Origin of the sequence: Streptomyces sp. NPDC001530 (assembly GCF_042894545.1) — a bacterium.
Taxonomy (GTDB): Bacteria; Actinomycetota; Actinomycetes; order Streptomycetales; family Streptomycetaceae; genus Streptomyces.
Genome location: NZ_JBIAVS010000015.1, coordinates 17688 through 42618 on the forward strand (window position 1 = coordinate 17688; position 24931 = coordinate 42618).

Annotated in this window: 22 protein-coding genes; 13 read left to right on the forward strand and 9 right to left on the reverse strand. The window is 72.0% G+C overall.

Features of this window, described 5'->3' with window-relative positions:
• The first annotated feature begins 65 nt into the window (after window positions 1–65).
• The 3 genes from ACFY0T_RS29480 (at window position 66) to ACFY0T_RS29490 (ending at window position 1559) form a co-directional block, all read left to right on the forward strand.
• Window positions 66–443 carry a helix-turn-helix domain-containing protein gene (locus ACFY0T_RS29480; protein WP_028802355.1) on the forward strand — a complete coding sequence of 126 codons (378 nt, stop codon included), beginning with the start codon at window positions 66–68 and terminating at the stop codon, window positions 441–443.
• Between the two features lie 325 nt (window positions 444–768).
• Window positions 769–1239, forward strand: coding sequence for a Dps family protein (locus ACFY0T_RS29485; protein WP_388877540.1), 471 nt, complete (start codon window positions 769–771; stop codon window positions 1237–1239).
• Window positions 1240–1337: 98 nt separating this feature from the next.
• Entirely contained in the window at window positions 1338–1559 is a 222-nt protein-coding gene (locus ACFY0T_RS29490; protein WP_388876898.1) for a hypothetical protein, read from the forward strand.
• A gap of 197 nt (window positions 1560–1756) precedes the next feature.
• On the opposite strand, the gene ACFY0T_RS29495 is transcribed toward ACFY0T_RS29490, so the two are convergent.
• The 3 genes from ACFY0T_RS29495 to ACFY0T_RS29505 all read right to left on the reverse strand — a co-directional run bounded on the left by ACFY0T_RS29495 (window position 1757) and on the right by ACFY0T_RS29505 (window position 8549).
• On the reverse strand, window positions 1757–2518 hold the full coding sequence (locus ACFY0T_RS29495) for an SDR family NAD(P)-dependent oxidoreductase (RefSeq protein WP_388876901.1): 762 nt from the start codon (window positions 2516–2518) through the stop codon (window positions 1757–1759).
• Window positions 2519–2550: 32 nt separating this feature from the next.
• Entirely contained in the window at window positions 2551–3408 is an 858-nt protein-coding gene (locus ACFY0T_RS29500; RefSeq protein WP_388876904.1) for an Fpg/Nei family DNA glycosylase, read from the reverse strand.
• A gap of 104 nt (window positions 3409–3512) precedes the next feature.
• Window positions 3513–8549 (reverse strand): ATP-dependent helicase, encoded by a 5037-nt coding sequence (locus tag ACFY0T_RS29505; RefSeq protein ID WP_388876907.1) that lies wholly within the window; start codon window positions 8547–8549, stop codon window positions 3513–3515.
• 322 nt (window positions 8550–8871) lie between these two features.
• On the opposite strand from ACFY0T_RS29505, the gene ACFY0T_RS29510 reads away from it, so the two are divergent.
• The 4 genes from ACFY0T_RS29510 to ACFY0T_RS29525 all read left to right on the forward strand — a co-directional run bounded on the left by ACFY0T_RS29510 (window position 8872) and on the right by ACFY0T_RS29525 (window position 12235).
• The gene (locus ACFY0T_RS29510; RefSeq protein WP_388876910.1) at window positions 8872–9918 is read left to right on the forward strand and encodes an AraC family transcriptional regulator; all 1047 of its coding nucleotides are present in this window, start codon (window positions 8872–8874) and stop codon (window positions 9916–9918) included.
• On the forward strand, window positions 9870–10553 hold the full coding sequence (locus ACFY0T_RS29515) for an AzlC family ABC transporter permease (RefSeq protein WP_388877543.1): 684 nt from the start codon (window positions 9870–9872) through the stop codon (window positions 10551–10553). Before ACFY0T_RS29510 ends, ACFY0T_RS29515 begins: the two co-directional genes overlap by 49 nt.
• Window positions 10550–10858 (forward strand): AzlD domain-containing protein, encoded by a 309-nt coding sequence (locus ACFY0T_RS29520; protein WP_388876912.1) that lies wholly within the window; start codon window positions 10550–10552, stop codon window positions 10856–10858. Before ACFY0T_RS29515 ends, ACFY0T_RS29520 begins: the two co-directional genes overlap by 4 nt.
• Before the next feature lie 117 nt (window positions 10859–10975).
• On the forward strand, window positions 10976–12235 hold the full coding sequence (locus tag ACFY0T_RS29525; protein WP_388876915.1) for a PucR family transcriptional regulator: 1260 nt from the start codon (window positions 10976–10978) through the stop codon (window positions 12233–12235).
• A gap of 2 nt (window positions 12236–12237) precedes the next feature.
• On the opposite strand, the gene ACFY0T_RS29530 is transcribed toward ACFY0T_RS29525, so the two are convergent.
• Window positions 12238–13182 carry a hypothetical protein gene (locus ACFY0T_RS29530; protein WP_388876918.1) on the reverse strand — a complete coding sequence of 315 codons (945 nt, stop codon included), beginning with the start codon at window positions 13180–13182 and terminating at the stop codon, window positions 12238–12240.
• 80 nt (window positions 13183–13262) lie between these two features.
• Between ACFY0T_RS29530 and ACFY0T_RS29535 the strand changes: the two genes are divergently transcribed.
• Both ACFY0T_RS29535 and ACFY0T_RS29540 read left to right on the forward strand, forming a co-directional pair.
• On the forward strand, window positions 13263–13457 hold the full coding sequence (locus ACFY0T_RS29535) for a DUF3046 domain-containing protein (RefSeq protein ID WP_189188176.1): 195 nt from the start codon (window positions 13263–13265) through the stop codon (window positions 13455–13457).
• Window positions 13458–13517: 60 nt separating this feature from the next.
• A complete protein-coding gene (locus ACFY0T_RS29540; protein WP_388876922.1) occupies window positions 13518–14732 on the forward strand; it encodes an AI-2E family transporter in 1215 nt (404 codons plus the stop codon).
• Window positions 14733–14763: 31 nt separating this feature from the next.
• Here ACFY0T_RS29540 and ACFY0T_RS29545 read toward each other — a convergent pair whose 3' ends face one another.
• A complete protein-coding gene (locus tag ACFY0T_RS29545; protein ID WP_388876925.1) occupies window positions 14764–15558 on the reverse strand; it encodes a hypothetical protein in 795 nt (264 codons plus the stop codon).
• Between the two features lie 346 nt (window positions 15559–15904).
• On the opposite strand from ACFY0T_RS29545, the gene recA reads away from it, so the two are divergent.
• The 4 genes from recA to ACFY0T_RS29565 all read left to right on the forward strand — a co-directional run bounded on the left by recA (window position 15905) and on the right by ACFY0T_RS29565 (window position 21363).
• On the forward strand, window positions 15905–17029 hold the full coding sequence (gene recA / locus ACFY0T_RS29550; protein ID WP_388876928.1) for a recombinase RecA: 1125 nt from the start codon (window positions 15905–15907) through the stop codon (window positions 17027–17029).
• A gap of 3 nt (window positions 17030–17032) precedes the next feature.
• The gene (gene recX, locus ACFY0T_RS29555) at window positions 17033–17947 is read left to right on the forward strand and encodes a recombination regulator RecX (RefSeq protein ID WP_388876931.1); all 915 of its coding nucleotides are present in this window, start codon (window positions 17033–17035) and stop codon (window positions 17945–17947) included.
• Window positions 17948–18145: 198 nt separating this feature from the next.
• Complete coding sequence (locus ACFY0T_RS29560) at window positions 18146–18832, forward strand: ArsR/SmtB family transcription factor (protein ID WP_388876934.1); 687 nt, start codon at window positions 18146–18148, stop codon at window positions 18830–18832.
• On the forward strand, window positions 18829–21363 hold the full coding sequence (locus ACFY0T_RS29565) for an FtsX-like permease family protein (protein WP_388876937.1): 2535 nt from the start codon (window positions 18829–18831) through the stop codon (window positions 21361–21363). The genes ACFY0T_RS29560 and ACFY0T_RS29565 overlap by 4 nt, the downstream gene beginning before the upstream one ends.
• Window positions 21364–21486: 123 nt before the next feature.
• Here the strand turns inward: ACFY0T_RS29565 and ACFY0T_RS29570 are convergent, their stop codons facing one another.
• From ACFY0T_RS29570 to ACFY0T_RS29585, 4 genes are all read right to left on the reverse strand, one after another.
• Window positions 21487–21885, reverse strand: a complete 399-nt coding sequence (locus ACFY0T_RS29570; RefSeq protein ID WP_388876940.1) for a rhodanese-like domain-containing protein — start codon at window positions 21883–21885, stop codon at window positions 21487–21489.
• Window positions 21882–22415, reverse strand: a complete 534-nt coding sequence (locus ACFY0T_RS29575) for a cysteine dioxygenase (protein ID WP_388876943.1) — start codon at window positions 22413–22415, stop codon at window positions 21882–21884. The genes ACFY0T_RS29570 and ACFY0T_RS29575 overlap by 4 nt, the downstream gene beginning before the upstream one ends.
• 105 nt (window positions 22416–22520) lie before the next feature.
• Window positions 22521–22709 carry a putative leader peptide gene (locus ACFY0T_RS29580; RefSeq protein ID WP_388876946.1) on the reverse strand — a complete coding sequence of 63 codons (189 nt, stop codon included), beginning with the start codon at window positions 22707–22709 and terminating at the stop codon, window positions 22521–22523.
• A 398-nt stretch (window positions 22710–23107) separates the two neighbouring features.
• The gene (locus tag ACFY0T_RS29585) at window positions 23108–24826 is read right to left on the reverse strand and encodes an FAD-dependent monooxygenase (RefSeq protein ID WP_388876949.1); all 1719 of its coding nucleotides are present in this window, start codon (window positions 24824–24826) and stop codon (window positions 23108–23110) included.
• Window positions 24827–24931 lie beyond the last annotated feature (105 nt).

Here is a 24931-nt window from a genome sequence, read left to right on the forward strand (position 1 = left end):
GCGGCGCAAGGCGGTACGGTGGGGCGTGAAGGATGCGGCTACGCGGTCCGAGGAGGGAGCCACCGATGATTCTGCTCCGTCGCCTGCTGGGTGACGTGCTGCGTCGGCAGCGCCAGCGCCAGGGCCGTACTCTGCGCGAAGTCTCCTCGTCCGCCCGAGTTTCACTCGGCTATCTCTCCGAGGTGGAGCGGGGGCAGAAGGAGGCATCCTCCGAGCTGCTCTCCGCGATCTGCGACGCGCTGGACGTACGGATGTCCGAGCTCATGCGGGAAGTGAGCGACGAGCTCGCCCTCGCCGAGCTGGCACAGTCGGCTGCGGCCACCGAACCGGTGCCCGCACCGGTGCGTCGCCCGATGCTCAATTCCGTATCGGTGACCGGTGTGCCACCGGAACGGGTCACGATCAAGGCGCCTACGGAGGCGGTCGACGTCGTCGCCGCCTGACCCTCACGAGCTCTTGCTCATGAGTTGAGGATGCTTGTGCGAAGCCCCGGCCGGGGCTTTTCCGGGGAGACCTGGAGAAGTGCGGCCGGGGTTTTTGCGCTGTGCGGGTGTCCTGTATGGGTCCATTTGCCGGTATCCGGTGTGACGGCCATGGTGGAGGGACACGGCGGGGACCGGCCAGCGGAATGCCGGTAGTACGTCGAGATCGTCTTGGACGCCGAGATCGTCGTGCGCGTTGTGGCCGTCGTGGTCATTGCGGTCGTTGCGGTCATCGTGATCGTCCCGGTCGTCGCCATCGCGTGATCGTCGTCATCGGAGGATGCGGATGTACGTCGTGAAGAGCCCCTTGTCCGACGCGGACCTGAAGACCGTGGCCGAGGCCCTGCAAGGCGCCCTGGTCGACCTGTTGGACCTCTCCCTCGTGGCGAAGCAGGTCCACTGGAATGTGGTGGGACCGCGCTTCCGCTCCATCCACCTCCAGCTCGACGAGGTCGTGGACAGCGCGCGGCTGCACTCCGACACCGTGGCCGAGCGCGCCTCGACGCTGGGTGTCCCGCCGGACGGCCGGGCCGCGACCGTGGCCGCCAGCAGCGGCATCGGCAAGACGCCCGAGGGCTGGGTCAAGGACACCGACGCCGTGAAGACCCTCGTGGACGCCCTGGGCGCGGTGATCGCGCGCATGCGGGAGCGGGTGCAGGCGACCGGGGCGGCGGATCCGGTGAGCCAGGACATCTTCATCGGGATCACTGCCGACCTGGAGAAGCACCACTGGATGTTCCAGGCGGAGAACGGGTGACCGCCCTCGGGTGCTGCCCATGGTGCGCCTGTGTGCCGCTGGTGCGCCCTGCCGGTGCGTGAGGGCCGCGGTCTAGCGTCGGGCTGGAGGTGGGCGGCATGGCAGGGCGGATAGTGCGCTGGGGGGCCGCACTGGGCCTCGGTGCGCTGTGGTGGTGGAGCGTGCTCCGGCTCGCGCTGGTGCCCGATGCCGGGGTGCTGGAGGGCGCGGTCGCTGCCGGGGGGTGGGGGCTGAGCCTGCTGCCGGTGCACTGCGTGCCGAAGGCCCGGGCGGTGGGGGCCGCGGGGCCGGATCGGTGGCGGGAGTCCGGGCGGGGGTGATGGGCTCGCGGGGCGTGCGGGGCGCGCGGGGCGTACGCAGGGCGGGCGGTAGGGGAGCCGGGCGTAGGGGGGTGCTGGAGGCGCACGGGAGGGCGGTCGTAGCGTGCGGGCGCGTGGGGTGCGGGAGGGCGGTGGTAGCGCTGGGCGAGCGGAATGCCGGCGTGCATGGTTGGGGGCAACGGCGCGTGGATGACGGGCTACCAAGGCATGGCGACCCCTCCGTTGGGGCGGAGGATCTGGCCCGTCGTGAACGTCGAGGCGTCCGAGGCCAGGTGCAGTACGGCGTGGGCGATGTCCTCCGGTTCACCGACCCGGCTCAGCGGTGACAGCCGTGCCATGAACGCCTCCGTCTGCGCCTGTGCCTCCCCGTGGCGGTCGGTCATCGGTGTACGGATCCAGCCGGGCGCGACCGCGTTGACGCGGATGCCGTGCGGGCCGACCTCGGTCGCCAGAGTCTTCGTCAGTTGCACGACGGCCGCCTTCGCCGCGCCGTAGCAGAGCAGGCCGGGGCCGCCGGTGTCGACGGCACCCGACGCCATCGTGATGATGGTGCCGCGGATGCCCTTCGCGATCATGAGGCGGGCGGCTTCCTGGCAGGCGTACAGCACGCCCTTGAAGTTGACGCTCAGTACCCGGTCGAGGTCCTCGTCCCGGGTCTCCAGGACCGGGCTGCTGTGCATGATCCCGGCGATCGCCGCCATGACGTCCAGGCGTTCGCAGGATGCGACGGCCTGCTGGACCTGGGAGCGGTCGGTGACGTCCAGCGGGTGGGTGTGCGCGGTGCCGCCCTGGCCCTTGATCAGGGTCGCCGTCTCGTGCAGGCCGTGCGCGTCGCGATCCGCGCAGTGGACGGCGGCGCCCGCCTCCGCGAACAGAACGGCCGAGGCGCGGCCGATGCCGCTGGCGGCGCCAGTGACGAATGCGGTGCGTCCGGTGAGGTCGTACGCCTTGAGGGGCATGAAGGGACGGTACGAGGATTTCTGACGGATCGTCAATTAGTCGTGCGCCGGGGACTCATACGGCGTTGGGCGGCGCCTCGCGGCGGGGTGGTGCCCGGCGGCGTGGGCCCTGCCTGACATGCCGGGCACCAATAGGTGGGGCGCTCGCGGGATCCGTCGCCCTGGTCCGCCGAACGGATCGGGGTGCGGCAGCGCAGGCACGGGCGGGGTGTGCGGCCGTACACGAAGAGGTTCTGGTCGCGGCGGCCCGTGGTGCTGCGGGCCGGACGGTCTCGGTTGGCTTCGAGGAGCTTCTTGGCGAGGGCGGGCAGCTGGGCGGCGCGGTGGGCGGGCAGCTCGCCGATGGGGAGCCAGGGGGTGACGCCGAGGAGGAAGCACAGTTCGCTCTTGTAGACGTTGCCGATGCCGGCGAGATTGCGCTGGTCGAGCAGGGCCTCGCCGAGGGGGCGGGCCGGGTCGCGCAGAAGGTTCTCCAGGGCTTTGTCGGGGTCCCAGTCCGGGCCGAGGAGGTCGGGGCCGAGGTGGCCGACGGCGCGGTCCTCGTCGGTGCTGCGGAGCAACTCCAGTACGGGGAGCCGGTAGCCGACGGCCGTGCGGTCCGCGGTGCCGAGGATGACCCGGATCTGATGCGCGGGGCCGCCGCTCCAGCGCTGGCCGGTGGCGTACACCTTCCACGAGCCGTCCATCCGCAGATGCGAGTGCAGCGTCAGCCCGCCCTCGATCCGGGTGAGGAGGTGTTTGCCGCGCGGGGTGACGTCCAGGACGACGCGACCAGTGAGGTCGGCGGTGGCGTACTTGGGCACCCGCAGGTCGGAGCGGGTCAGCACCTTGCCCGCGAGGGCTGTGTGCAGTCGCCTCGCGGTCTGCCAGACGGTATCTCCTTCGGGCATGGGTCCAGGGTGGCACGGGGCGGACAAGGCGTGTCGCGGCACTGCGGGGGGCGCCGAGCCAGGGCGTGCCGGGCGCCTGCGGGTGACGCGTGGGCCGGGTGGGGTCAGGCGCGGAGGCGCAGTCCGCGGGGGGTCGCGATGAAGCCTGCTCCTTCCAGGAGGGTGCCGAGGGGGGATGTCAGCGCGGAGGCGCCGTTGACGCGCTCCACCGTGACCGTGCCGAGGGAGCCCGCACGGGCCGCCGCGGCGAGGGCTTCGGCGGCGGTACGCAGTTGTGTGTCCTCCATGACCGCGCCGTCCGGTTCGGCGGGCCAGGCCAGCAGGGTCTTGCCGCCGCGCTCCATGTACATGGCCAGCTCACCGTCGACGAGCACGACCAGGGAGCCCGCCTTGCGGCCCGGCTTGTGCCCGGCGCCGGTCGGGGGCTCGGGCCAGGGAAGGGCCGCGCCGTAGGCGTTGGCGGGGTCGGCGGCGGCCAGAACCACGGCTGACGCGGTCGCGCGGGTGCGGGAGCCGGTGCGGCTGGCCGAGAAGGCTGGGCCGTTGGGGTAGGCGGGGTTAGTGGCGGGGGTGGCGGCATTGCGGTGGGCAGAGCGGGCGGAGAAGGCCGAGTCGGGCGAGAAGCCGTGGTCGTCGGGGGAACCAGAACGGTCGGGGAAGCCGGAGCCGTCGGGGAAGCTGGAACCGTCGGGGAAAGCGGAGCCGTCCTGGAAGCCGGAGGCGTCCGCCGGGCCGAGGTCGGGTGGGTAGCCGAGGGTGTCCATCGGGTCTTGGCGGCCAGGGAAGCCCGAGGCGTGCGTAGAGGTGCGGTCGCCGGGGAAGCCGGGACCGCGGTCGCCCGGGAATCCGAGGGTGCCGGGGAATCCGTTCGGGAGGCTCGGGTCCGACAGGGCTTCGCCCCGGTCGCGCGCGTTCGCCGCCGCGCGCAGCCGGTCCACCGCGCCGTCCATCGCGAACTGGGCGGCGCCGAGACCCTCGACCACATAGCCGCGGCGCGCCTGGCCGCTGTCCTCGAAGGCGGACAGGATGCGGTACACCGCGGAGAAGCCGCCCTCGACGCCCTCCGCTGCGACGGCGCCCCGGGTCACCACACCGTGCCGGTCGAGCAGGGTGCGGGCCAGGGCGTGGGCGCGCACGGTGGCGTCGGGTTCACGGGCGGGGAGCAGCGACCAGCGGCCTGCCACGGTCGGCGGGCCGGTACGGGACTGGGGGCGCGCGGCGCCGGTCAGGGAGCCGTAGCGCCCGCGCGGGACCGAGCGCTTGGCGCGGTGGGCCGTGGACCCCGCGGTGCGGCCCGAGCCCAGGAGGGAGCGCATCGGCGCGAGCGTGTCGTTCGTGAGGCGTCCGGACCAGGCCAGGTCCCAGACGGCGTCGGCCAGTTGGGGATCGGTGGCGTCGGGATGCGTGGTGGCGCGCACCTGGTCGGCGATCTGGCGGAAGAACAGTCCGTAGCCCCCGGAGAGGGCGTCCAGTATCGACTGGTGGAGCGCGGTCAGCTCCAAGGGGTGCGGGGCCGGCAGGAGCAGTGGGGCCGCATCCGCCAGATACAGCGAGACCCAGCCGTCCTTGCCGGGCAGTGCGCCTGCCCCGGCCCAGACGACCTCCCCGGCGGCCGTGAGCTCGTCGAGCATCGCGGGGGCGTAACCGGCGACCCGGGACGGCAGGACGAGCTTCTCCAGCGCGGACGCGGGCACGGACGCGCCCTGCAACTGCTCGATGGCGCGCACCAGTCCGTCGATTCCGCGCAGCCCGTGCCCGCTGCCCACGTGCTGCCACTGCGGCAGGAACTGCGCGAGCGCGGCGGGCGGCACCGGCTCCAGCTCGTGGCGCAGAGCCGCCAGCGAACGGCGCCGCAGCCTGCGCAGCACCGCGGCGTCACACCACTCCTGGCCGATGCCCGCCGGATGGAACTCCCCTTGTACGACACGGCCGCTCGCGGCAAGTCGCTGCAGCGCTCCGTCCGTCACGGCCGTACCGAGGCCGAAGCGGGCGGCGGCCGTTGTCGAGGTGAACGGGCCGTGGGTGCGCGCGTACCGCGCGAGGAGGTCGCCGAGCGGGTCCTTCACCGGCTCGGTGAACGCCTCAGGGACACCGACGGGCAGCGCCGTACCGAGTGCGTCGCGCAGGCGGCCGGCGTCCTCGATCGCCGCCCAGTGGTCGGCCCCGGCGATCCGGACCCGGATGGCGCGGCGGGCGCCTGCCAACTCCTGGGCCCACTGCGGCTCGGCGCCCCGCTCGGCCAACTCGGCCTCCGTGAGCGGGCCCAGCAGGCGCAACAGGTCGGCGACACCTTCGGTGTCCTTGGCGCGACGGTCCTCCGTGAGCCACTGGAGCTCCCGCTCCAGCTCGGTCAGGACGTCGGCGTCGAGGAGCTCGCGCAGCTCGGCCTGGCCCAGCAGCTCGGCCAGCAGCCGTGAGTCCAGGGACAGGGCGGCGGCGCGCCGCTCGGCGAGCGGTGAGTCACCCTCGTACAGGAACTGGGCGACATATCCGAAGAGCAGGGAGCGGGCGAACGGTGACGGCTCCGGTGTGTTGACCTCGACGAGGCGCACCTTGCGGGACTCGATGTCGCCCATCAGCTCCGTGAGGCCCGGGACGTCGAAGACGTCCTGGAGACATTCGCGGACCGCCTCCAGGACGATCGGGAACGAGCCGAACTCGCTGGCCACTTGGAGCAGTTGGGCGGCGCGCTGCCGCTGCTGCCACAGCGGGGTGCGCCTGCCGGGGTTGCGGCGCGGCAGTAGCAGCGCGCGGGCGGCGCACTCGCGGAAACGGGACGCGAACAGCGCGGAGCCGCCCACCTGGTCGGTGACGATCTGGTCGACCTCGCCCTTGTCGAAGGCGACGTCCGCCGCGCCGACGGGCGCCTGCTCCGCGTCGTACTCCGTGCCCGCCTTCATGGGGGTCTGGTCGAGCAGATCCAGGCCCATCAGATCGGCGTCGGGCAGCCGCAGCACGATGCCGTCGTCGGCGTGCATGACCTGGGCGTCCATGCCGTACCGCTCGGAGAGCTTGGCGCCCAGCGCGAGGGCCCAGGGGGCGTGGACCTGGGCGCCGAAGGGGGAGTGCACGACGACGCGCCAGTCACCCAGCTCGTCGCGGAAGCGTTCGACGACGATGGTCCGGTCGTCCGGGATGTGCCCGCACGCCTCGCGCTGTTCGGCCAAGTACGAGAGCACGTTGTCGGCGGCCCAGGCGTCGAGTCCCGCGGCGAGCAGTCGCAGCCGGGCGTCGTCCTTGGGGAGTGAGCCGACTTCGCGGAGGAACGCGCCGACCGCGCGGCCCAGTTCGAGCGGGCGGCCGAGCTGGTCGCCCTTCCAGAAGGGCAGCCTGCCGGGGACGCCGGGTGCGGGGGAGACCAGGACGCGGTCGCGGGTGATGTCCTCGATGCGCCAGGAGCTGGTGCCGAGCGTGAAGACGTCGCCGACGCGGGACTCGTAGACCATCTCCTCGTCGAGCTCGCCGACCCGGCCGCCGCCCTTCTTGGGGTCGGCCCCCGCAAGGAAGACCCCGAAGAGTCCGCGGTCGGGGATGGTGCCCCCGGAGGTGACGGCGAGGCGCTGCGCGCCGGGGCGCCCGGTGACCGTACCGGCGACGCGGTCCCACACCACGCGGGGCCTGAGCTCCGCGAAGGCGTCGGACGGATAACGGCCCGCGAGCATGTCGAGCACGGCGGTGAACGCCGACTCCGGAAGGGAGGCGAAGGGAGCCGCCCGGCGGACCGTGGCGAGCAGGTCGTCGACCTGCCAGGTGTCGAGCGCGGTCATGGCGACGAGCTGCTGGGCCAGCACGTCCAGGGGATTGGCGGGGACCCGGAGGGACTCGATGGAGCCGGTGCGCATCCGCTCGGTGACCACGGCCGCCTGGACCAGGTCGCCGCGGTACTTGGGAAACACGACGCCGGTGGAGACCGCGCCCACCTGGTGACCCGCGCGCCCCACGCGCTGGAGGCCGGAGGCCACGGACGGCGGCGACTCCACCTGGACGACGAGGTCCACCGCGCCCATGTCGATGCCCAGCTCGAGGCTGGAGGTGGCGACGACCGCGGGCAGGCGGCCCGCCTTCAAGTCCTCCTCGACCAGGGCCCGCTGCTCCTTGGAGACGGAGCCGTGGTGCGCGCGGGCGATGACGGGCGGAGCGCCCTGGGCCGCGCCAGAGCCGCCCATCAACTGCGCCGGGGCATGGGCCTCCTCCAGGGGCTCGCCGGTCGCCCGCTCGTATGCGATCTCGTTGAGTCGATTGCAGAGGCGCTCCGCCAGGCGGCGCGAGTTGGCGAACACGATCGTCGAACGGTGGGACTGGACGAGGTCGGTGATCCGCTCCTCGACGTGCGGCCAGATGGAGGGCTTCTCGGCGCCCTCATTGCCATCGGCGACCGGGGAGCCGCCCAGCTCGCCCAAGTCCTCCACCGGGACGACCACGGAGAGGTTGAACTCCTTGCCGGACGGCGGCTGGACGATCTCCACCTTGCGCCGGGGCGAGAGATAGCGCGCGACCTCGTCCACCGGACGCACGGTGGCGGACAGGCCGATGCGGCGGGCGGGCTTGGGCAGCAGCTCGTCGAGGCGCTCCAGGGTGAGCGCGAGATGGGCGCCGCGCTTGGTGCCGGCGACCGCGTGCACCTCGTCCAGGATCACCGTCTCTATGCCCGTCAACGCGTCGCGCGTGGCCGACGTCAGCATCAGGAACAGTGACTCGGGGGTCGTGATCAGGATGTCCGGCGGGCGCGTGGCCAGCGCGCGGCGCTCGGCGGGCGGGGTGTCACCGGAGCGGATGCCCACCTTGACCTCGGGCTCGGGCTGCCCGAGCCGCACCGCCTCCTGCCGGATGCCGGTCAGCGGGCTGCGCAGATTCCGCTCCACGTCCACCGCAAGGGCCTTCAGCGGCGAGACGTAGAGCACCCGGCAGCGCTTCTTGGGGTCCGCCGGCGGCGGGGTCGAGGCCAGCTGGTCGAGCGCGGCGAGGAACGCGGCCAGGGTCTTGCCGGAGCCGGTCGGGGCGACGACCAGGACGTCCGAGCCCGCGTCGATGGCCGCCCATGCCCCGGCCTGGGCCGCGGTGGGCGCGGAGAAGGCCCCCGTGAACCAGCCGCGGGTCGCGGGGGAGAAGCCGTCGAGGGCTCGGTGTGCGGAGCTGACCATGCGTCCATCCTGCACCCGGCCACTGACAATGGCGCTGACCTGCGGGAACGCGTCCGCTGGGGGAGCCGTGGCGCCTGCGGTGGGTGGTGGGTCGGGGCCGGACCGGGGATGTCCGTCCTCCGCCTGACGCGGAATCGGGTGGTTTGCACGTGCCGGCGTTGACGCGCGAGCCGCCCCGGGCGGACATCCCGGCCCGGCCCCTACTCCCGGTGGGCGGCTGCGGCTCGTGGGGGGGCGTCTGGGCAGCAGCCCCCGGCGTCATCGGCTGCCGTTTGGTCGGGCGTCCTCAGTGGCCCCTGCCATGGTCGCGGAGAATGAAGGCATGGCTGGTTCGGGGCAGGAGCGGGCACGGCACTGGCAGTACGCGGAACTGCCCGGTGTCGATCTGCTGCGGGCCAGCTACGTCGAGAAGAAATTCGTGCGGCACACCCATGAGAACTTCGTGATCGCCGCCATCGCCGACGGTGTCGAGGTCTTCCACCACGGGGGCGCCGACCAGTACGCGGGCCCGGGCGCCCTGGCCCTCGTCAACCCGGACACCCCGCACACCGGCCGCGCGGGCGTCCCCGAAGGCTGGCGGTACGGGGCGGTGTACCCGTCGCCGGAGCTGGTGGCCGAGATCGCCACCGAGACCACCACCATCCGCGGCACCCCCGGATTCACCAGTCCGGTGCTCGACGACCCGTACGCGGCGCACCTGGTCCACCAGGTGCTGCGGGCCGCAGAGGAGGGCAACGCGCTCGCCGCCGACACCCTGTTGCGGGTCGCCGTGACCCGGCTGCTGCGCCTGAACGGGGGCCCGCTGCCGCAGCGGGCCGTGCACACCGCGGGCGCCCGCGTCGCCGCACGCGCGCGTGCCGTGCTGGAGGAGCGGATGGCCGAGCCCCCGACCCTGGAGCGGCTCGCCGCCGACCTCGGCACCAGTCCGTTCGCGCTGCTGCGCGCGTTCCGGGACGCCTACGGCATGCCACCCCACACCTGGCTGACCGACGCGCGCGTACGCCGGGCACGCCACCTCCTGGACGCCGGTTCCGCGCCCGCCGAGGCGGCCGTCGCCGTCGGCTTCACCGACCAGCCGCACCTCAATCGGCACTTCAACCGGATCGTGGGCGTGCCCCCGGGCGCCTACCAGCGCGAGCGCAAGAACGTACAAGACGGTGCCGGGCGACTCCTCGTACCGTCCAGGGCGTGGCAGATCAGACAGCTCTCGCAGGCATACGCGGTGAAGACGGCGGACGTAGTGGAGACAGCGGACGTGGTGGAGTCGGCGGACGCGGTGGAGACGGCGGAAAGCCCGACGCCGCCGTCGTCCGGGACGCCCTGGGGGTCGGGGTCGCCGTCGGACTGTCGGGTTTCGCCTTCGGAGTGACCTCGGCCGGCAGCGGGCTCACGCTGCTGCAGACCTGCGCGCTCAGTCTCCTGGTGTTCACCGGCGCCTCGCAGTTCGCACTCGTGGGCGCGCTCGCGGCCGGGGGCAACCCGATCACGGCGGCCGCGGGCGCCTTCTTCCTCGGGGTGCGCAATGCCTTCTACGGGCTGCGCCTGTCGCAACTGCTCGCCCTCCCGCGCGCGGTGCGTCCGTTCGCCGCGCAGTGGGTCATCGACGAGACCACGGCAGTCGCGCTCGCCCAGCCCACCCGCCGCAGCGTCCGGATCGGCTTCACCGTCACCGGGCTCTCGCTCTACGTGCTGTGGAACCTCACCACCCTGCTCGGCGCCGTCGGGGCCGAGGCCATCGGCGACACCGACGCGTGGGGACTGGACGCCGCCGGACCAGCGGTCTTTCTTGCGCTGCTCGCGCCCATGCTGAAGACCACCACGGAGCGTGCGGTCGCGGGTATCGCGGTCCTGCTGGGGCTCGGTCTGCTGCCCGTGCTGCCCGCCGGAGTTCCCGTCCTGGTGGCCGCTCTGGCCGCTCCGGTCGTCCTCTACGTAGAGGGGCGCCGCAATGTGAAGACCGGCAGTGTGAAGACCGCCAACGACGCACCAAGGGAAGACCGTTGAACATCTGGATCGCCATCGGCGCGACCGCCGTCGGCTGCTACGCCGTCAAGCTCGTCGGGCTGCTGGTCCCCGCCGGCGTACTGGAGCGGCCACTGGTCCAGCGCCTCGCCGCCCTGCTGCCCGTCGCCCTCCTCGCCGCCCTCACGGCGCAGCAGACGTTCGCCGACGGTCGTGTCCTGGTCGTGGACGCGAAGGCCGCGGGACTGGCCGCGGCGGCCGTCGCACTGATCCTGCGGGCTCCCTTCCTGGTGGTGGTCGCCGCGGCCGTGGTGGTGACGGCGGGGGTGCGGGCGATGACGGGCTGACGTCCGGGCACGCAACCGCCGGCGGCTCGCACGCGCGCGTGCGAGCCGCCGGCGTCGTCGTCCAAGGCCTGCGGTCGAAGGGAGGACCCTCGAAGCGGCACAGACTGCCTGGGTCCTGTGACGCGTCCAAGCCGCCCGGTATGCCCGCAGGAGCCCGCCGAGCCCCTCTCCGCTGCCGCCAGGGCGCTCGCGCTGCGCTGTGAGCCCCGGGTCAACGAGCTGGCCCGGCGCATGGCCCGCGAGTCCTTCGAGGTGCTCCCCGGCTACGCGGAGCTCCCGGACCACGTGAAGGACCTGGAGATCGCCGCGACGGCGCGGCGCGGCATCCGCCTGTTCCTGCGCCGCGTCGGCGACCAGGACCTCGCGCACGCCAACCTGCGCCTGTTCCGCGAGCGGGCCGCTCAGAGTGCCGAGGAGGGCATGCGCACTGCACCTGTTGCTGCGCACGCACTCGCTCGGCGCATACGTCTCGGCGCATACGTGCTGTGGCGGGCGCTGCGCGAGACGGCACAGCCCGGAGAGGAGGCTGCCCTCGTAGAGTCGGTCGACCTCCTCCTGGAGTCGCACCACAGGGTCGTGGGCGCGGTGGCCGAGACGTACGTGGACGAGCGCACCGCTCTGGAGGTCGACGCACGCGCCCAGCGCCGTTCCTTGGTACGCGGACTACTGGACGGCGTGCTCAAGCCCGGACACATCCTCCTGGACGAGCTGCGCCTGGAAGGGCCCGCCCTGGTACTCGTCCTCGACCTCGGAGTGTCTGCAGAGGGCGCCGTGGGCGAACGGCGGCGACGGCGCAGGGCGCAGACCGTCCTGGACCACGCCTTCGGTACGGAAGTGGCGGCGCTCTTGGGCACGGGCCTGGGCCGTGCTGTCGTACCCAAGGAGTGCGAGCCACGGAACGACCTCGCCGAGCGGCTGAGCAAGGCCCTGGGACACCGGTCAGGGTCGCGCACGTGCCGGCCGCCGGACCCGCCGACATCCCCGGAGGCAGCTCGCACCGCGACGGAGATCCTGCGCGTCACGCGCGCGTGCGGGCTGCCGCCCGGACTGCACCGCCTGGAAGACGTCCTTCTTGAGTTCCATCTCTTGCGTCCCGATCCCAGCAGTCACAAGATCGCCGTCCTGCTGGATCCGGCCGCCGACCGCCCCGAGCTCGTGAAGACCCTGCGGACCCACCTTGCTCATCAGCAGGACCGCAGGGCCACCCCCACAGCGCTGGGACTGCACCCGAACACGGTCGACAACCTGCTCGCCAAGATCGGGGACCAGACCGGCATCGACCTGTCGTCATCTCGAGGGGCGGCCCTGGCGATCGTGGCACTGCTCCTCAGGGACACCGGGGCCACGCCGGCCGACGGCCTGTCCACGCGCCCCTGACGTCAGCCGATGGACCGTCCGTACGCCCGCAGCGTGCGCAACGCCTCGATCGTGACCATGGGGCGGCACTCCAGGGCGGTGCCCGGAGCCCACTGACGCCAGTGGATCGGCCAGCCGCCGTCCTCCTGCTGTTCGTTCGCCAAGTGGTCGAGCGAGCGTGCCATCTCCTCGTCGGTGAACCACGCGCGCGCGAGCGAGTCGGGAGTCTTCGCGTAGTCGTGCGGGAAGTGGTGCTCACCCGGCGCGTAACCGGGCGCTACCGGAAACTCCTCAAGGCGCTCCGGGTCCAGCACCGCGAGCCGGTGCTCGCGCACCAGGCGCCCCAGACGGTCGGCCAGCGCCTCCGCGCGCGGGCGGTCGGGGGCGGAGTCCAGGAAGGCGACGGCGGCCTCGATCTCGTACGGATGGGACTTCTCCAGGGACTCGACCGCCTGCCAGCAGAAGTCGGTGGCCCGGAACAGCCAGGCGTGCCACACCTCATTGCGGTGCAGCAGGCCCACCACGGGCCCGGTGGCGAGGAGTTCGCTCGGCGGGTCGTCGACGATCGGCACGAAGGGAGCCGTCGGATAGCCGCGTTGGCTGGGATGGATCGCCGGCAGCGCGCCGTCTGCGGTCGACACGGAGGTCAGATAGCGGCACACGCGTTCCACGCGCTGTCCGCCGCAGCGCCCGATCGAGTCCAGCACGCGCAGCGCGTGCCCGGTGTGCAGCGGCTGGCTGACCGGGCCGCGCAGATCGGGTTCGAGCGCGTGACCGTACCCTCCGTCCTCATTGCGGTAGGCGGCCAGCGCGGTCTCCACCGCGTCGGCGCCGCCGCTGAGGAAGTGGTAGGCGAACCGGCGCTGCTCCAGCACGCGCGCGGTGAGCCAGACGAAGTGCTCGGCGCGTGAGAGCGGGGAGTGCGCCGGGGGCGTCGGGGGGAGTGGGGATGCTCCTGTTTCGGCCATGCGTCAGACCGTAGGACGGAAAGCGGTCTCGGCAAGCGGTCCCGGCTCGGGCCCACTCTCAGGGGCGGGATACTGGAGTCATGCGGTTGACGGTCTTCTGGCAGCGGATGGCAGATCACTTCGGTGCGGGGTACGCCGACACCTTCGCGCGCGATCACGTGATGACGGAGCTCGGCGGGCGCACCGTGCACGAGGCTCTGAACGCCGGCTGGGAGGCCAAGGACGTGTGGCGCGTGGTGTGCACGGCCATGAACGTTCCGTACGAAAACCGCTGACGGGCCACGAAGATCCGAGGGCGGGGACCGATTGTCGGCGGCGTGGGTGAAACTTGCACCGTGGCCCCGACAGACGAGACCGCACAGGTCGCCCAGCAGGCATCACCCTTCGGCACGACGCCGCCCACCCCGCCCCCGGACGGGGACGCCGCCGCGCAGGGCGTGCGCATGCCGCGCTGGCTGCCGCGCGCCATGGTGCTCGCCCTCGCGCTCGTCGCCGTCTTCCAGCTGGGCAGTTGGGCGTTCCACCAGCTCATAGGCCTGTTGATCAACATTCTCATCGCGTTCTTCCTGGCACTCGCCATAGAACCCGCGGTGAGCTGGATGGCCTCGCGCGGCATGCGCAGGGGACTGGCCACTTTCCTGGTCTTCCTCGGCGCGATGATCGCGATCGCCGGATTCATCACGCTGCTCGGCTCGATGCTCGCGGGCCAGATCATCAAGATGATCGAGGGCTTCCCCGCCTACCTCGACTCGGTCATCAACTGGATCAACACCCACTTCCACACCGACCTGAGACGGGTGGACATCCAGGACAGCCTGCTCCACTCCGACTGGCTGCGGAAGTACGTGCAGAACAGCGCCACGGGTGTCCTGGACGTGTCCGCGCAGGTGCTGGGCGGCCTCTTCAAGCTGCTGACGATCGCGCTGTTCTCGTTCTACTTCGCCGCCGACGGACCGCGGCTGCGGCGCGCGCTGTGCTCCGTGCTGCCGCCCGCCCGGCAGGCCGAGGTGCTGCGTGCGTGGGAGATCGCCGTCGACAAGACCGGCGGTTATCTGTACTCACGCGGTCTGATGGCGCTGATCTCCGGCATAGCCCACTACATCCTGCTGGAGTCCCTGGGTGTGCCCTACGCGCCCGTGCTCGGCGTCTGGGTGGGCCTGGTCTCGCAGTTCATCCCCACCATCGGCACCTATCTCGCGGGTGCCCTGCCGATGCTGATCGCCTTCACGATCGACCCCTGGTACGCGCTGTGGGTACTCATCTTCGTCGTGATCTACCAGCAGTTCGAGAACTATGTGCTGCAGCCCAAGCTGACCGCCAAGACCGTCGACATCCACCCCGCGGTCGCCTTCGGGTCGGTCATCGCGGGCACCGCGCTCCTCGGAGCCGTCGGCGCGCTGATCGCCATCCCCGCCGTCGCCACTCTGCAGGCCTTCCTCGGCGCGTACGTGAAGCGGTACGACGTCACGGACGACCCCCGGGTGCACGGACACCGGGCAAGAGGCCAAGGCGGTCTCTTCGCGCGCGTGCGGCGGCTGCTCACCAGGTGACGTTCACCAGGTGACGCTCAGCGGGTGATGTTCACCAGGTGAGGACCGCCCACACGCCGGCGCCTACGACGGCCGCCGCGTAGCAACCGACCGCGGCATACATGACCCGCTGCCTGATCCGGTCGCTCCAGGATGTACGGGACAGCAGCCAAGCCAGCGCGGGGAGCACCAGCACGGCGTGCAGGCTCACCCCGTGCAGGGGCTTGAGCGGGGCCGTCGAGTGATACGCCGCCTCCTGGTTGCCGGTCCGGGTGAGGACCACCCCGCGCGCGATCATCGCGGCGCCCGACAGCAGGGCGACGAGCAGGATCGCGAACCCGGAGCGCAGCGCGAGCGGCATTCCCAGGGGGCCTGCGGGACGGTTCCGGAACGAGGCGACCGCGAACACGGTCAGCAGCACCACAAGAACGCCGCCACCCACCGCGAGCGTCATGGACACCGCCGTGTCGAAGCCGGTCTCCATGTTGAGATGCGAGGGCACCCGGCGCCACGCCTGCAGGGTGATCCCGCCGACCTCCACCACGCAGTCGGCGGCGAAGACCACGAGCAGCGTGGTGCGCAGCCGCGTCCCGACACGCAGATACGACGTGATCCACGTGATCGCGATCAGTGTCAGACCGAAGGAGAGCCCGAAGGTGACGGGCTTGCGCCAGGAAACGGGCCCGTCCCAGGGACCGCCGTCGACGGCGAAGACCACCAGATGCACGAGCCCCGAGAGGGCGAGCAGGGCGCCCGTCGCGTAGCAGAGCCGTTGGGCCGGGCGGACCGTGAGATACGAGGGAGCCAGCGTGAGCTTCAGGGGTGTCCGGGACCTCGTGGTTTCCATGGGTCAAGCCTCGTGAGCGGGCCCCACGCCGTCGTCGTACGGCCGAAGACACCCGCCGTACGCCCGGGAGAGTAGCCCGGCGCCGGATGTGTGCGGGCGGGGAATCCCGGCGCTGTCAGACCGCGAACGTACTCTCGGAAGTGCCGAGTGGTGCGCTTGACACGAAAATCGAACATCCATTCTTATGGAGGTTCCGGCGAGGTTCTCGGCGGGCGTTTCGACACGGTTTTCATGGAGATGTGCCCGAGTTATCCACAGGCCGGACGGGCGTCGGGGCGCATTGTCAGTGGCAGGCGTTAGCGTCTTTGACGTGAAGCGATCGACTCAAGCAAACCGGGTGGAACCCATGGCAGGAACCGACCGCGAGAAGGCGCTCGACGCCGCGCTCGCACAGATTGAACGGCAATTCGGCAAGGGCGCCGTGATGCGCCTGGGCGAGCGGCCGAATGAGCCCATCGAGGTCATCCCCACCGGGTCGACCGCACTCGACGTCGCCCTCGGCGTCGGCGGCCTGCCGCGCGGCCGAGTGGTGGAGGTGTACGGCCCGGAGTCCTCCGGTAAGACGACCCTGACCCTGCATGCGGTGGCGAACGCGCAGAAGGCCGGCGGCCAGGTGGCCTTCGTGGACGCCGAGCACGCCCTCGACCCCGAGTACGCGAAGAAGCTCGGTGTCGACATCGACAACCTGATCCTGTCGCAGCCGGACAACGGCGAGCAGGCTCTGGAAATCGTGGACATGCTGGTCCGCTCCGGCGCCCTCGACCTCATCGTCATCGACTCGGTCGCCGCCCTCGTGCCGCGCGCGGAGATCGAGGGCGAGATGGGCGACTCGCACGTGGGTCTGCAGGCCCGTCTGATGAGCCAGGCCCTGCGGAAGATCACCAGCGCGCTCAACCAGTCGAAGACCACCGCGATCTTCATCAACCAGCTCCGCGAGAAGATCGGCGTGATGTTCGGCTCCCCGGAGACCACGACGGGTGGTCGGGCGCTGAAGTTCTACGCCTCGGTGCGGCTCGACATCCGCCGCATCGAAACGCTGAAGGACGGCACCGACGCGGTCGGCAACCGCACCCGCGTCAAGGTCGTCAAGAACAAGGTCGCGCCGCCCTTCAAGCAGGCCGAGTTCGACATCCTCTACGGGCAGGGCATCAGCCGCGAGGGCGGCCTGATCGACATGGGCGTGGAGCACGGCTTCGTCCGCAAGGCCGGCGCCTGGTACACGTACGAGGGCGACCAACTCGGCCAGGGCAAGGAGAACGCGCGCAACTTCCTGAAGGACAACCCCGACCTCGCCAACGAGATCGAGAAGAAGATCAAGGAGAAGCTGGGCGTCGGTGTAAGGCCCGAGGAGCCCACCACCGAGCCGGGCGCAGACGCTGCGGTCTCGGCTGCCCCGGGCGAGGCTGCGAAGACGGCGCCCACTCCGGCGACCAAGACGGCCAAGCCCAAGGCCACGACGGCCAAGAGCTAGTCCATGACGCGACGAACCGACTGGGCCGAGTACGCCTACCCTGTCGCCCCCAAGGGGCCAGGGCAGGGGTACGACGGGGGCGACGGCGGCTCGGTCGGAGACGGTGACAGGGCGTACGGGGGCGCGGGGGCGTACGACGGGGGGATCTACGGCGCCGAGCAGCTCCACGGCAGGGATCCGGACGCCGACTCCGACGGCGAAGGCTCGGTGGACGGCGGCTCGCGGAGCGGTGACGGCCTGACGGGCGGTCATGGTTCGCCGGGCGGTGGCTCGCGCCGAGGCGGCGGTCGGCGCGGTGATGGCGGGCCACGTGGTGGACGGGGGCGCCGGAGGCGTGGCGGTTTCGGTGAGCCGTCCGGCGACCCACAGGACGGAGGCACCCCTTCCTCGTCGAGGGCCGAGAAGGGGGAGCCCCCAGGGGACCCGGCTGAGCGGGCGCGGGCGATCTGCCTGCGCCTGCTCACCGGGACCCCGCGCACGCGAAAGCAGCTCGCCGACGCACTGCGCAAGCGCGAGATCCCGGACGACGTGGCGGACGAGGTGCTGTCACGGTTCGAGGAGGTCGGCCTGATCAACGACAGTGCCTTCGCGGACGCCTGGGTGGAGTCCCGGCACCACGGCCGGGGGCTGGCCAGGCGGGCGCTCGCGCAGGAGCTGCGGACCAAGGGTGTGGACTCGACGCTGATCGACGAGGCCGTCGGCCAGCTCGACTCCGAGCAGGAGGAGGCGACCGCGCGCGACCTGGTCGCCCGCAAGCTGCGCTCCACGCGCGGCCTCGACCGCGACAAGCGGTTGCGGCGCCTCGCGGGCATGCTCGCCCGCAAGGGCTACTCGGAGGGCATGGCCCTGCGCGTGGTCCGTCAGGCGCTGGAGGAAGAGGGCGAGGACACGGAGGGGCTCGGGGACGAAGGGTTCTGAGCCGCGCAGCACTCCGATCGCGGGCCCTGAACACGGTAGACGCGCGGGGGCGCCGATCGCGTTCAGGGCCCGGACCCATTCCCCGGACGGGCGGGTGAATCGGCTCAACTCCCCGTGCCCGGGGTGGGGTTAACCCCCGGCTGAAGGCGCCGGGCCGCCGCAATGCACAGACACGTGTGCACAGACGACTGTGTACGCATGGCACAGGAACCCGGCGCACAGGCGAAAGCAGCCCCGAAGGCGCCGCACGCCCCCACCGAGCTCTCCGACCTGGCCACGCTCAAGGCCCTCGCGCAGCCCCGTCGGCAGCGCATGCTCCAGCACCTCACCGTGCACGGCCCCGCCACATCGGCGACGCTCGCCCGCGCGCTGGGTCTGAACACGGGAGCCACCAGCTACCACCTGCGCGAGCTCGCGCGCTACGGCTTCGTGGAGGAACAGACCGAGGCGAACGGCCACGGCCGGCAGCGTTGGTGGCGGGCCGTCCCCGGGGACCGGCGCTTCCCGCCGCGCAGCCGTCAGAGCCCCGAGATGCGGCTCGTCATGGACGAGTTGAACCACCACGCGTACGCCGCCGACCTCGAACTCTTCGAGCAGATGCAGCTCCAAGGAGACGCGGGCGAGGACCCCTGGGCCGACGCCTTCTCGTACTCGCGCGGCAGCATCCGGCTGACGCTCCCCGAACTCCGCGTGTTCTTCGAGGAGTACATCGCACTCCTGAACCGCTACAAGCGCCCGGAAGCCGACACCCCGCCCGAGGCGCGCACGGTCCTCACCCGGTTCCTTGCCTTCCCGGCGCCTGATGCCGCGCCCGAGAGTCAGCCGGCGCCCCACAGCACAGACCACGGCGGACACCACAACAGAAAAGAGAGCGACCCCTCATGATGCTGCGCTACGCCCTGCGGACCGTCCGAGCCCGCAAAGGCGGCTTCCTCGGTGCCTTCCTCGCCCTGATGTGTGCGGCCGCCCTCATCACCGCCTGCGGCACCCTCCTCGAAACGGGTCTGCGCGGCACGATCCGCACCGAACGCTATGCCGCGACCCCGGTCGTCGTCTCCGCGGACCAGAACGTTCACCAGACCACGGTCAAGCACAAGAAGGGCAAGACCAAGGTCAAGCACAAGGCCAAGCCCATCGCCGAACGGGCCTGGCTCCCGGACGACCTCGCCGCACGGCTCCGCCGGGCCCCGGGCGTCGGCCGCGTCATCCCCGAACTGACCTTCCTGGCCCAGCCGTTGACACCCGCCGGGAGCGTCGACGAGGACCGGCCCGCCTACGGCCATGCCTGGGACTCCGCCGCGCTGACCCCGTACACGCTCACCACTGGCACCGCGCCCAAGGCCGACGGCGACCTTGTCATCGACCGTCACTTCGCCGAGCGCGCCCACCTCAAGCCCGGCGACCGCCTCACCGTCCAGTCGACGCAGTCCCCGCGCAGCTACCGGATCACCGGAATCGCCCAGCCCGCCAAGGCCGTACTCCACCAGACCTCCCTCTTCTTCTCGGCCTTCGAGGCCCGGCGTCTGGCCGCGCACCCCGGGCAGGTCACCGCCTTCGGCGTGCTGCCCGCCAAGGGCACGGACACCGTCGCCCTCGCGCAGTCCGTGGCCAAGGCGCTGCACGGCACGACCACGCAGGTCAGCGCGGGGGACGACCGGGGCCCGGTCGAGTTCCTGGACGCGGCCGCCGCCCGGACCAAGCTGGTCAGCATGGGCGGAGCGATGGGCGGCACCTCACTGCTCGTGGCCGTACTGGTGGTCGTCGGCACCTTCGCGCTCTCCGTGCAGCAGCGCCATCGCGAACTCGCCCTGCTGCGAGCCATCGCCGCCACACCGGGGCAGATCCGCGCACTCCTCGGCAGGGAGGCGCTGATCGTTGGGGCGGTCGCCGGTGTGACCGGCGCACTCGCGGGGCTGCCGCTGGGCAGCTGGCTGCACAGCCGGTTCGTCGCCATGGGCGCCGTCCCGGCCACGCTTCAGCACACCGTCAGCGTCTTCCCGCTGTTCGCCGCGGTCACCGCCACACTCCTCGGCGCCTGGGCCGCCGCCCGTATCTCGTCCCGCCGTATCGCCCGGATCCGTCCGGCCGAGGCGCTTTCGGAAGCCCGGGTCGAGCGCACGCGCCCCGCATGGGGGCGCGTCCTCGCCGGTCTCGCGCTGCTCGCCGGTGGCGCCGTCCTCGTCGCCGTGCTCAGCGTGCTGCGCACCGAGCCCGCCTCAACCCCCGTGACCTTCCTGGCCGTCGTGGTCCTCGCCTCCGCCGTGGCCCTGCTCGGCCCGCTGCTGGTCAGGGCGGCCGCGGCCGTACTCGGCGGCCCGCTGCAGCTGACCGGGCCCGGCGGTCGCCTCGCACGCGCCAACCTCCGCGGCAACGCTGCCCGCATGGCCTCCGTCGTCACTCCCCTCACCCTCCTCATCGGTATGACCTGCACGGTTCTCTTCGTCCAGCCGACCCTCGGCGACGCGGCCCGCGCCCAGGCGCGCGAGGGCATCCGCGCCGACTGGGTGCTCGCCGCCCAGGGCCCTGGCGTCCCGGCCGAGGCCGCGCGTCAGCTGCGTACGCACCACGACGTCGTCACCGAAGTGGTCCGTACGACCGTCCGCGTGGGCCTGGACAAGTACGCGGCCCAGGGCGTCACGCCGGCCGGTCTGACCCGCACCTGGGACCCGGACGTCACCGCGGGCACCCTGAACGACCTCAAGGACAGCACCGTCGCCGTCAGCGAACTCGCCGCGGACCAGCGCCACTTGAAGCCCGGCAGCACCCTGAAACTCACGCTCGGCGATGGCACGCCCGCCACGCTCACCGTCGCCGCCGTCTACGCCAAGGGCCTTGGGTTCGGCGACCTCACCTTCGCCCACGATCTGGTCGCCCGCCACGTCGACAACCCGCTCGCCACCTCCGTCCTCGTCAGCACAGCCCGTACACAGACACAACTCGCGACTACTCTCCGTAAGTTCCCGGCGGTCCATGTTCTCGTGCCGGCCACCGCCGACTCGATCCAGGCCGCGCGTCAGCAGGCGAACGCCGAGGTCAACTACCTCGCCATGGGACTCGTCCTGGCCTTCACCGCCATCGCCGTCGTCAACACGCTCGCCATGTCGGTCTCCGAGCGGGTCCGCGAGTTCGCGATGCTCCGCCTCGCCGGGGCGACCCGCCGCCAGGTGCTGCGGATGCTGCGGACCGAGGCGGTTTCGGTGCTGCTGCTCGCCACCGCGCTCGGCAGTGCAATCGCCCTCGCCGTGCTGACCGCCTTCAGCATCGGAATGACGGGCAGCGCGGCTCCGGCGATCACGCCCCTGGTGTACGTGACAGTCGTCGCGGTCGCCGGACTGCTCGCCCTCGTCGCCACCGCGCTGCCGGGCCGGGTCGCGTTGCAGGTTCGCCCCGTCACGGTGGCCACGGCCAAGGAGTAGGGGCAGTACGCAGAGGAGTAAGTGGCAGTACGCAAGGGTGGGCGCCCCTTACATCAAGGGGCGCCCACCCTTGCGTGCGAGGTGAAGAAGCGCCCGTACGGCCCCAGGAATTCTCCCTGCGGCCTAGGCGGCAGTCACCGGGAACCCGGCCGCCTTCCAGGCCTGGAATCCGCCGACCAGATCGGTGGCCCGGTGCAGCCCCAACTGCCGTAGGGACACGGCCGCGAGGCTCGACGCGTACCCCTCGTCGCAGATCACCACGACCCGCAGATCGTGGCTCGTGGCTTCCGGGGCGCGGTGGCTGCCCTGGGGGTCGAGCCGCCACTCCAGTTCGTTGCGTTCGACGACGAGGGCACCGGGGATCAGCCCGTCGCGCTCGCGCAGAGCGGCGTACCGGGTGTCGACCAGAAGCGCCTCGCCCGCCTGCGCGGCTTCGTACGCTTCCTTGGCCTCCACACGGTCCAAGCCCTCGCGGACCTGCCCCAGCAACTCGTCGATTCCCACCGGGCGTTGGGTGATCACTGCCAGTCCTCCGGACGCTCGACGTGTTCCAGGCGCAGCACCTGGCCCGTACGGCTGTAGCGGCGGATCTGCGGGAGCGGCGGGTAGTAGGCGTGCACCGAGATCGCGTGCTCTTCGGTGGACTCGTTGAGCACCTCGTGCACATGGTGGCGGCCGAAGGAGCGGCCCTTGCCCGCCGGCAGCGTCCGTTCCCGGTCGATGCCTTCGGCGAGTTCCAGGGTCTTCCAGCCGTCGGTGGGCAGCCGGGCGGCGAGGGAGTTCTCCTTCAGTTCGCCCGACGCGGCGAAGAAGGCGCCGACCGATTCGGCGTGGTCGTGCCAGCCGGTTCCGGTGCCGGGCGGCCAGCCGATGAGCCAGGCCTCGCTGCCTCCCGGACCTTCGAGACGCACCCAGGTACGGCCCTCGGGGTCGAGCGGGAGCGAGGCGATCAGCTCGGCGTCGGCGGCCGCACGGCGTACGAAGTCGAGCAGGTCGGCCTGGGTGGGAGCTTGCGGGGGTGCGGAGACAGAAGCGGATGCAGAAGGGGACATGGAGAAGGGCGCAGAAAGGGGCACAGACACTCGTACCGTCCTGAAGGTTCGCGTGGGAGCGCGCGGCAGCGCGAAGGCGGCGCGCGAAAGGAGAGGGAGGCGAATTCAGCAGGACGGGCGACACACGCAGCCCGCATAGCGGACGAGGTCCATATGGACCCTCCGCCACAGGCGCACACAGGTGTCGGTCACGATCCGGAGTACACCATGGCGGTGCAGGCCGGTCAACTCACCGCCACTCTGTGGACGCACGGTGACTGAGGCTGCGGTCGATGGTCTGGTTCGGCCGGGCACCGGGCTTCGAAACCCCAGATCGCGGGCGGTCTGGGCGGCGGTCGGCGGACTCGGACGGACGGGATTCGGAGCGGCTCGGACCGGCCGGCTTTCGGGCGGCTCGGACCGGCCGGATCCGGGCGCCGCGGACCGTCACGAGGGCCGCGGGCGGCCCGCTTCCACCGTCGGTCCGGACCGTCACCGCCGGCTCAGCTTGAACCCGGCTACGGGGGGGCTCACCGCGTACTCCGTTGGGGCGAGGTCTCCTCGTACTCGGTTTGGGGCGAGCCCTGTACCGCGTCCATGGGAGCTCACCCCGCTGCTCCGTCCGCGTGGGCTCACCCCGCCGTTCCGTCCGCGTGGGCTCACTCTGCCATTCCGTCCCCGCGGGCTCACCCCGCTGCTCCGTCCCCGCGAGCTCAGCCCGTACCCGCCGTGGCCTCGGCCTTCGTCGGTCCGCCGAGCGTCGCCTCGGCCGCCTCGTACAGATCGGCCGGGCGGACCCCGCTGAGCGCGGTGACCAGGTGGCCGTCGGGGCGGACGAGGAGCACGGTGTGCGCGGCCGCGCCCGGGTAGCTCTCGGCGACCAGCAGCTCGGCGGGGTGCGGCAGCGCGGTCACGGCGGCCGCGAGCCGGGGCATGATCCCGGCGGTCACCCAGTGCTTCCGCTCCCAGACGCCCGTACCCGGAGCGATCAGCACCACGAGCAGCGCCCCGCGCCCGAGCCGCTCCCGTAGCCGTACGAACGAGCCGTCCTCCGCGGTCACCCGCACGTCCACGACGGGCGCGCCGGGTGCCGTGTCCACGGGAGTCTCCGACTCGGAGTGTGGAGGCGCGAGCGGCGAATCGGCGTACGCCCCGGGCGCGCCCAGTGGCCCGCGCCCCAGGTGGCCGTCCGTGAGCAGTGCGTCGTGGCCGCGGGCCGCCCCGGGGACGTAGGCGCGCAGGCCCCCGCCGCCGCGGAGCAGCGGCAGCGCCTGGTCGGCGGCGCGCAGCCGGGCGGCGACGACGGCGCGCCGCTCCATCTGGTAGCTGTCCAGCAGCGTCTCGTGCGGCCCGTGGTGCCAGGCCAGCGCCAGCTTCCAGGCGAGGTTGTCGGCGTCCCGCAGGCCCTCGTCCAGGCCCTGGGTGCCGAGCGCGCCCAGCAGATGCGCGGCGTCCCCGGCGAGGAAGACACGGCCGACCCGCCACCGGCGGGCGAGACGGTGGTGGACGGTGTGCACTCCGGTGTCGAGCAGTTCGTACGCGGGTGTGGAGCCCCCGCTCCAGCCCGCGAGGGTCTCCCGGATGCGCGCCACCAGCAGGTCGGGCGTGACCAGGTCCTTGCCCGGGGGCAGCAGCCAGTCCAGGCGCCACGCGTCGTCGGCGAGGGGGCGTGCGGTCACCTCTCCGGCCGAGGGGCCCGACGTCCGCCACGGAGGCATCCGGTGCAACAACGCCTCACCGGGCCACGGAAGTTCCGTACGCAGTGCCGCCACGGCATGTCGCTCGACGGCGGTACGCCCGGGGAAGCGGATGTCCTGGAGCTTGCGCACCGTCGAGCGCGGTCCGTCGCAGCCGACGAGGTAACTGCCGCGCCACCATGTGCCCTTGGGGCCCCGAGTGTGCGCGGTGACGCCGGACGTCTCCTGCTCGATGGAGTCGAGGCGGCTGTTCACGGCGACCTTGATCAGCCGCTCACGGACGATGGCGTCGCGCAGGGCGCCGGTCAGCGCGTGCTGGGCGATGTGGAGCGGGGCGGGCACCTCGGCGCGTTCGGAATCCTGCGCGCCGCTCTCTGAGCCGTGGGCGACGTTTCCCGAGCCGTAGGCGCCGTCTCGGGCGCTGTGCGCGCCACCCCCGGAAGCGCCCGCGCCGACCCCGGAGCCGTCCGCGCCGAAGACGATCTCGCGCATCACCTGCTTGCGCCGCATCGACCGCCATCCGGCCCAACGGAAACCGGCCTCGGAGAGGGGAAAGTCCGTCAACCGCTCGACGAGCGCGGCCGTGTCCTCGCGCAGCACCACCGTCCGCGCGGGCCGCTGTTCGTCCTTGCCCGGGCCCTCGTCGAGGACCACGGAGGGGACGTCCTGGCGGGCGAGCGCCAGGGCGAGCGTGAGCCCCACGGGCCCCGCTCCGACGATGATCACCGGGTCCACGGCGCGGCGCCCCCTGCCCGCAGCGGTGTCCTGAGGGACCTATGTGAACAGGGAGTTGGGGCAGGGTGCACGATCACAGAACGTATGCAACCCATTGCCGGTGCT

Excerpts from the sequence above, each read along its gene's own strand:
- ACFY0T_RS29480 (WP_028802355.1), top strand. The coding sequence starts at position 66 with ATGATTCTGCTCCGTCGCCTGCTGGGTGACGTGCTGCGTCGGCAGCGC.
- ACFY0T_RS29485 (WP_388877540.1), top strand. The coding sequence starts at position 769 with ATGTACGTCGTGAAGAGCCCCTTGTCCGACGCGGACCTGAAGACCGTG.
- ACFY0T_RS29490 (WP_388876898.1), top strand. The coding sequence starts at position 1,338 with ATGGCAGGGCGGATAGTGCGCTGGGGGGCCGCACTGGGCCTCGGTGCG.
- ACFY0T_RS29495 (WP_388876901.1), bottom strand. The coding sequence starts at position 2,518 with ATGCCCCTCAAGGCGTACGACCTCACCGGACGCACCGCATTCGTCACT.
- ACFY0T_RS29500 (WP_388876904.1), bottom strand. The coding sequence starts at position 3,408 with ATGCCCGAAGGAGATACCGTCTGGCAGACCGCGAGGCGACTGCACACA.
- ACFY0T_RS29505 (WP_388876907.1), bottom strand. The coding sequence starts at position 8,549 with ATGGTCAGCTCCGCACACCGAGCCCTCGACGGCTTCTCCCCCGCGACC.
- ACFY0T_RS29510 (WP_388876910.1), top strand. The coding sequence starts at position 8,872 with ATGGCTGGTTCGGGGCAGGAGCGGGCACGGCACTGGCAGTACGCGGAA.
- ACFY0T_RS29530 (WP_388876918.1), bottom strand. The coding sequence starts at position 13,182 with ATGGCCGAAACAGGAGCATCCCCACTCCCCCCGACGCCCCCGGCGCAC.
- ACFY0T_RS29535 (WP_189188176.1), top strand. The coding sequence starts at position 13,263 with ATGCGGTTGACGGTCTTCTGGCAGCGGATGGCAGATCACTTCGGTGCG.
- ACFY0T_RS29545 (WP_388876925.1), bottom strand. The coding sequence starts at position 15,558 with ATGGAAACCACGAGGTCCCGGACACCCCTGAAGCTCACGCTGGCTCCC.
- recA (WP_388876928.1), top strand. The coding sequence starts at position 15,905 with ATGGCAGGAACCGACCGCGAGAAGGCGCTCGACGCCGCGCTCGCACAG.
- recX (WP_388876931.1), top strand. The coding sequence starts at position 17,033 with ATGACGCGACGAACCGACTGGGCCGAGTACGCCTACCCTGTCGCCCCC.
- ACFY0T_RS29560 (WP_388876934.1), top strand. The coding sequence starts at position 18,146 with ATGGCACAGGAACCCGGCGCACAGGCGAAAGCAGCCCCGAAGGCGCCG.
- ACFY0T_RS29565 (WP_388876937.1), top strand. The coding sequence starts at position 18,829 with ATGATGCTGCGCTACGCCCTGCGGACCGTCCGAGCCCGCAAAGGCGGC.
- ACFY0T_RS29575 (WP_388876943.1), bottom strand. The coding sequence starts at position 22,415 with ATGTCCCCTTCTGCATCCGCTTCTGTCTCCGCACCCCCGCAAGCTCCC.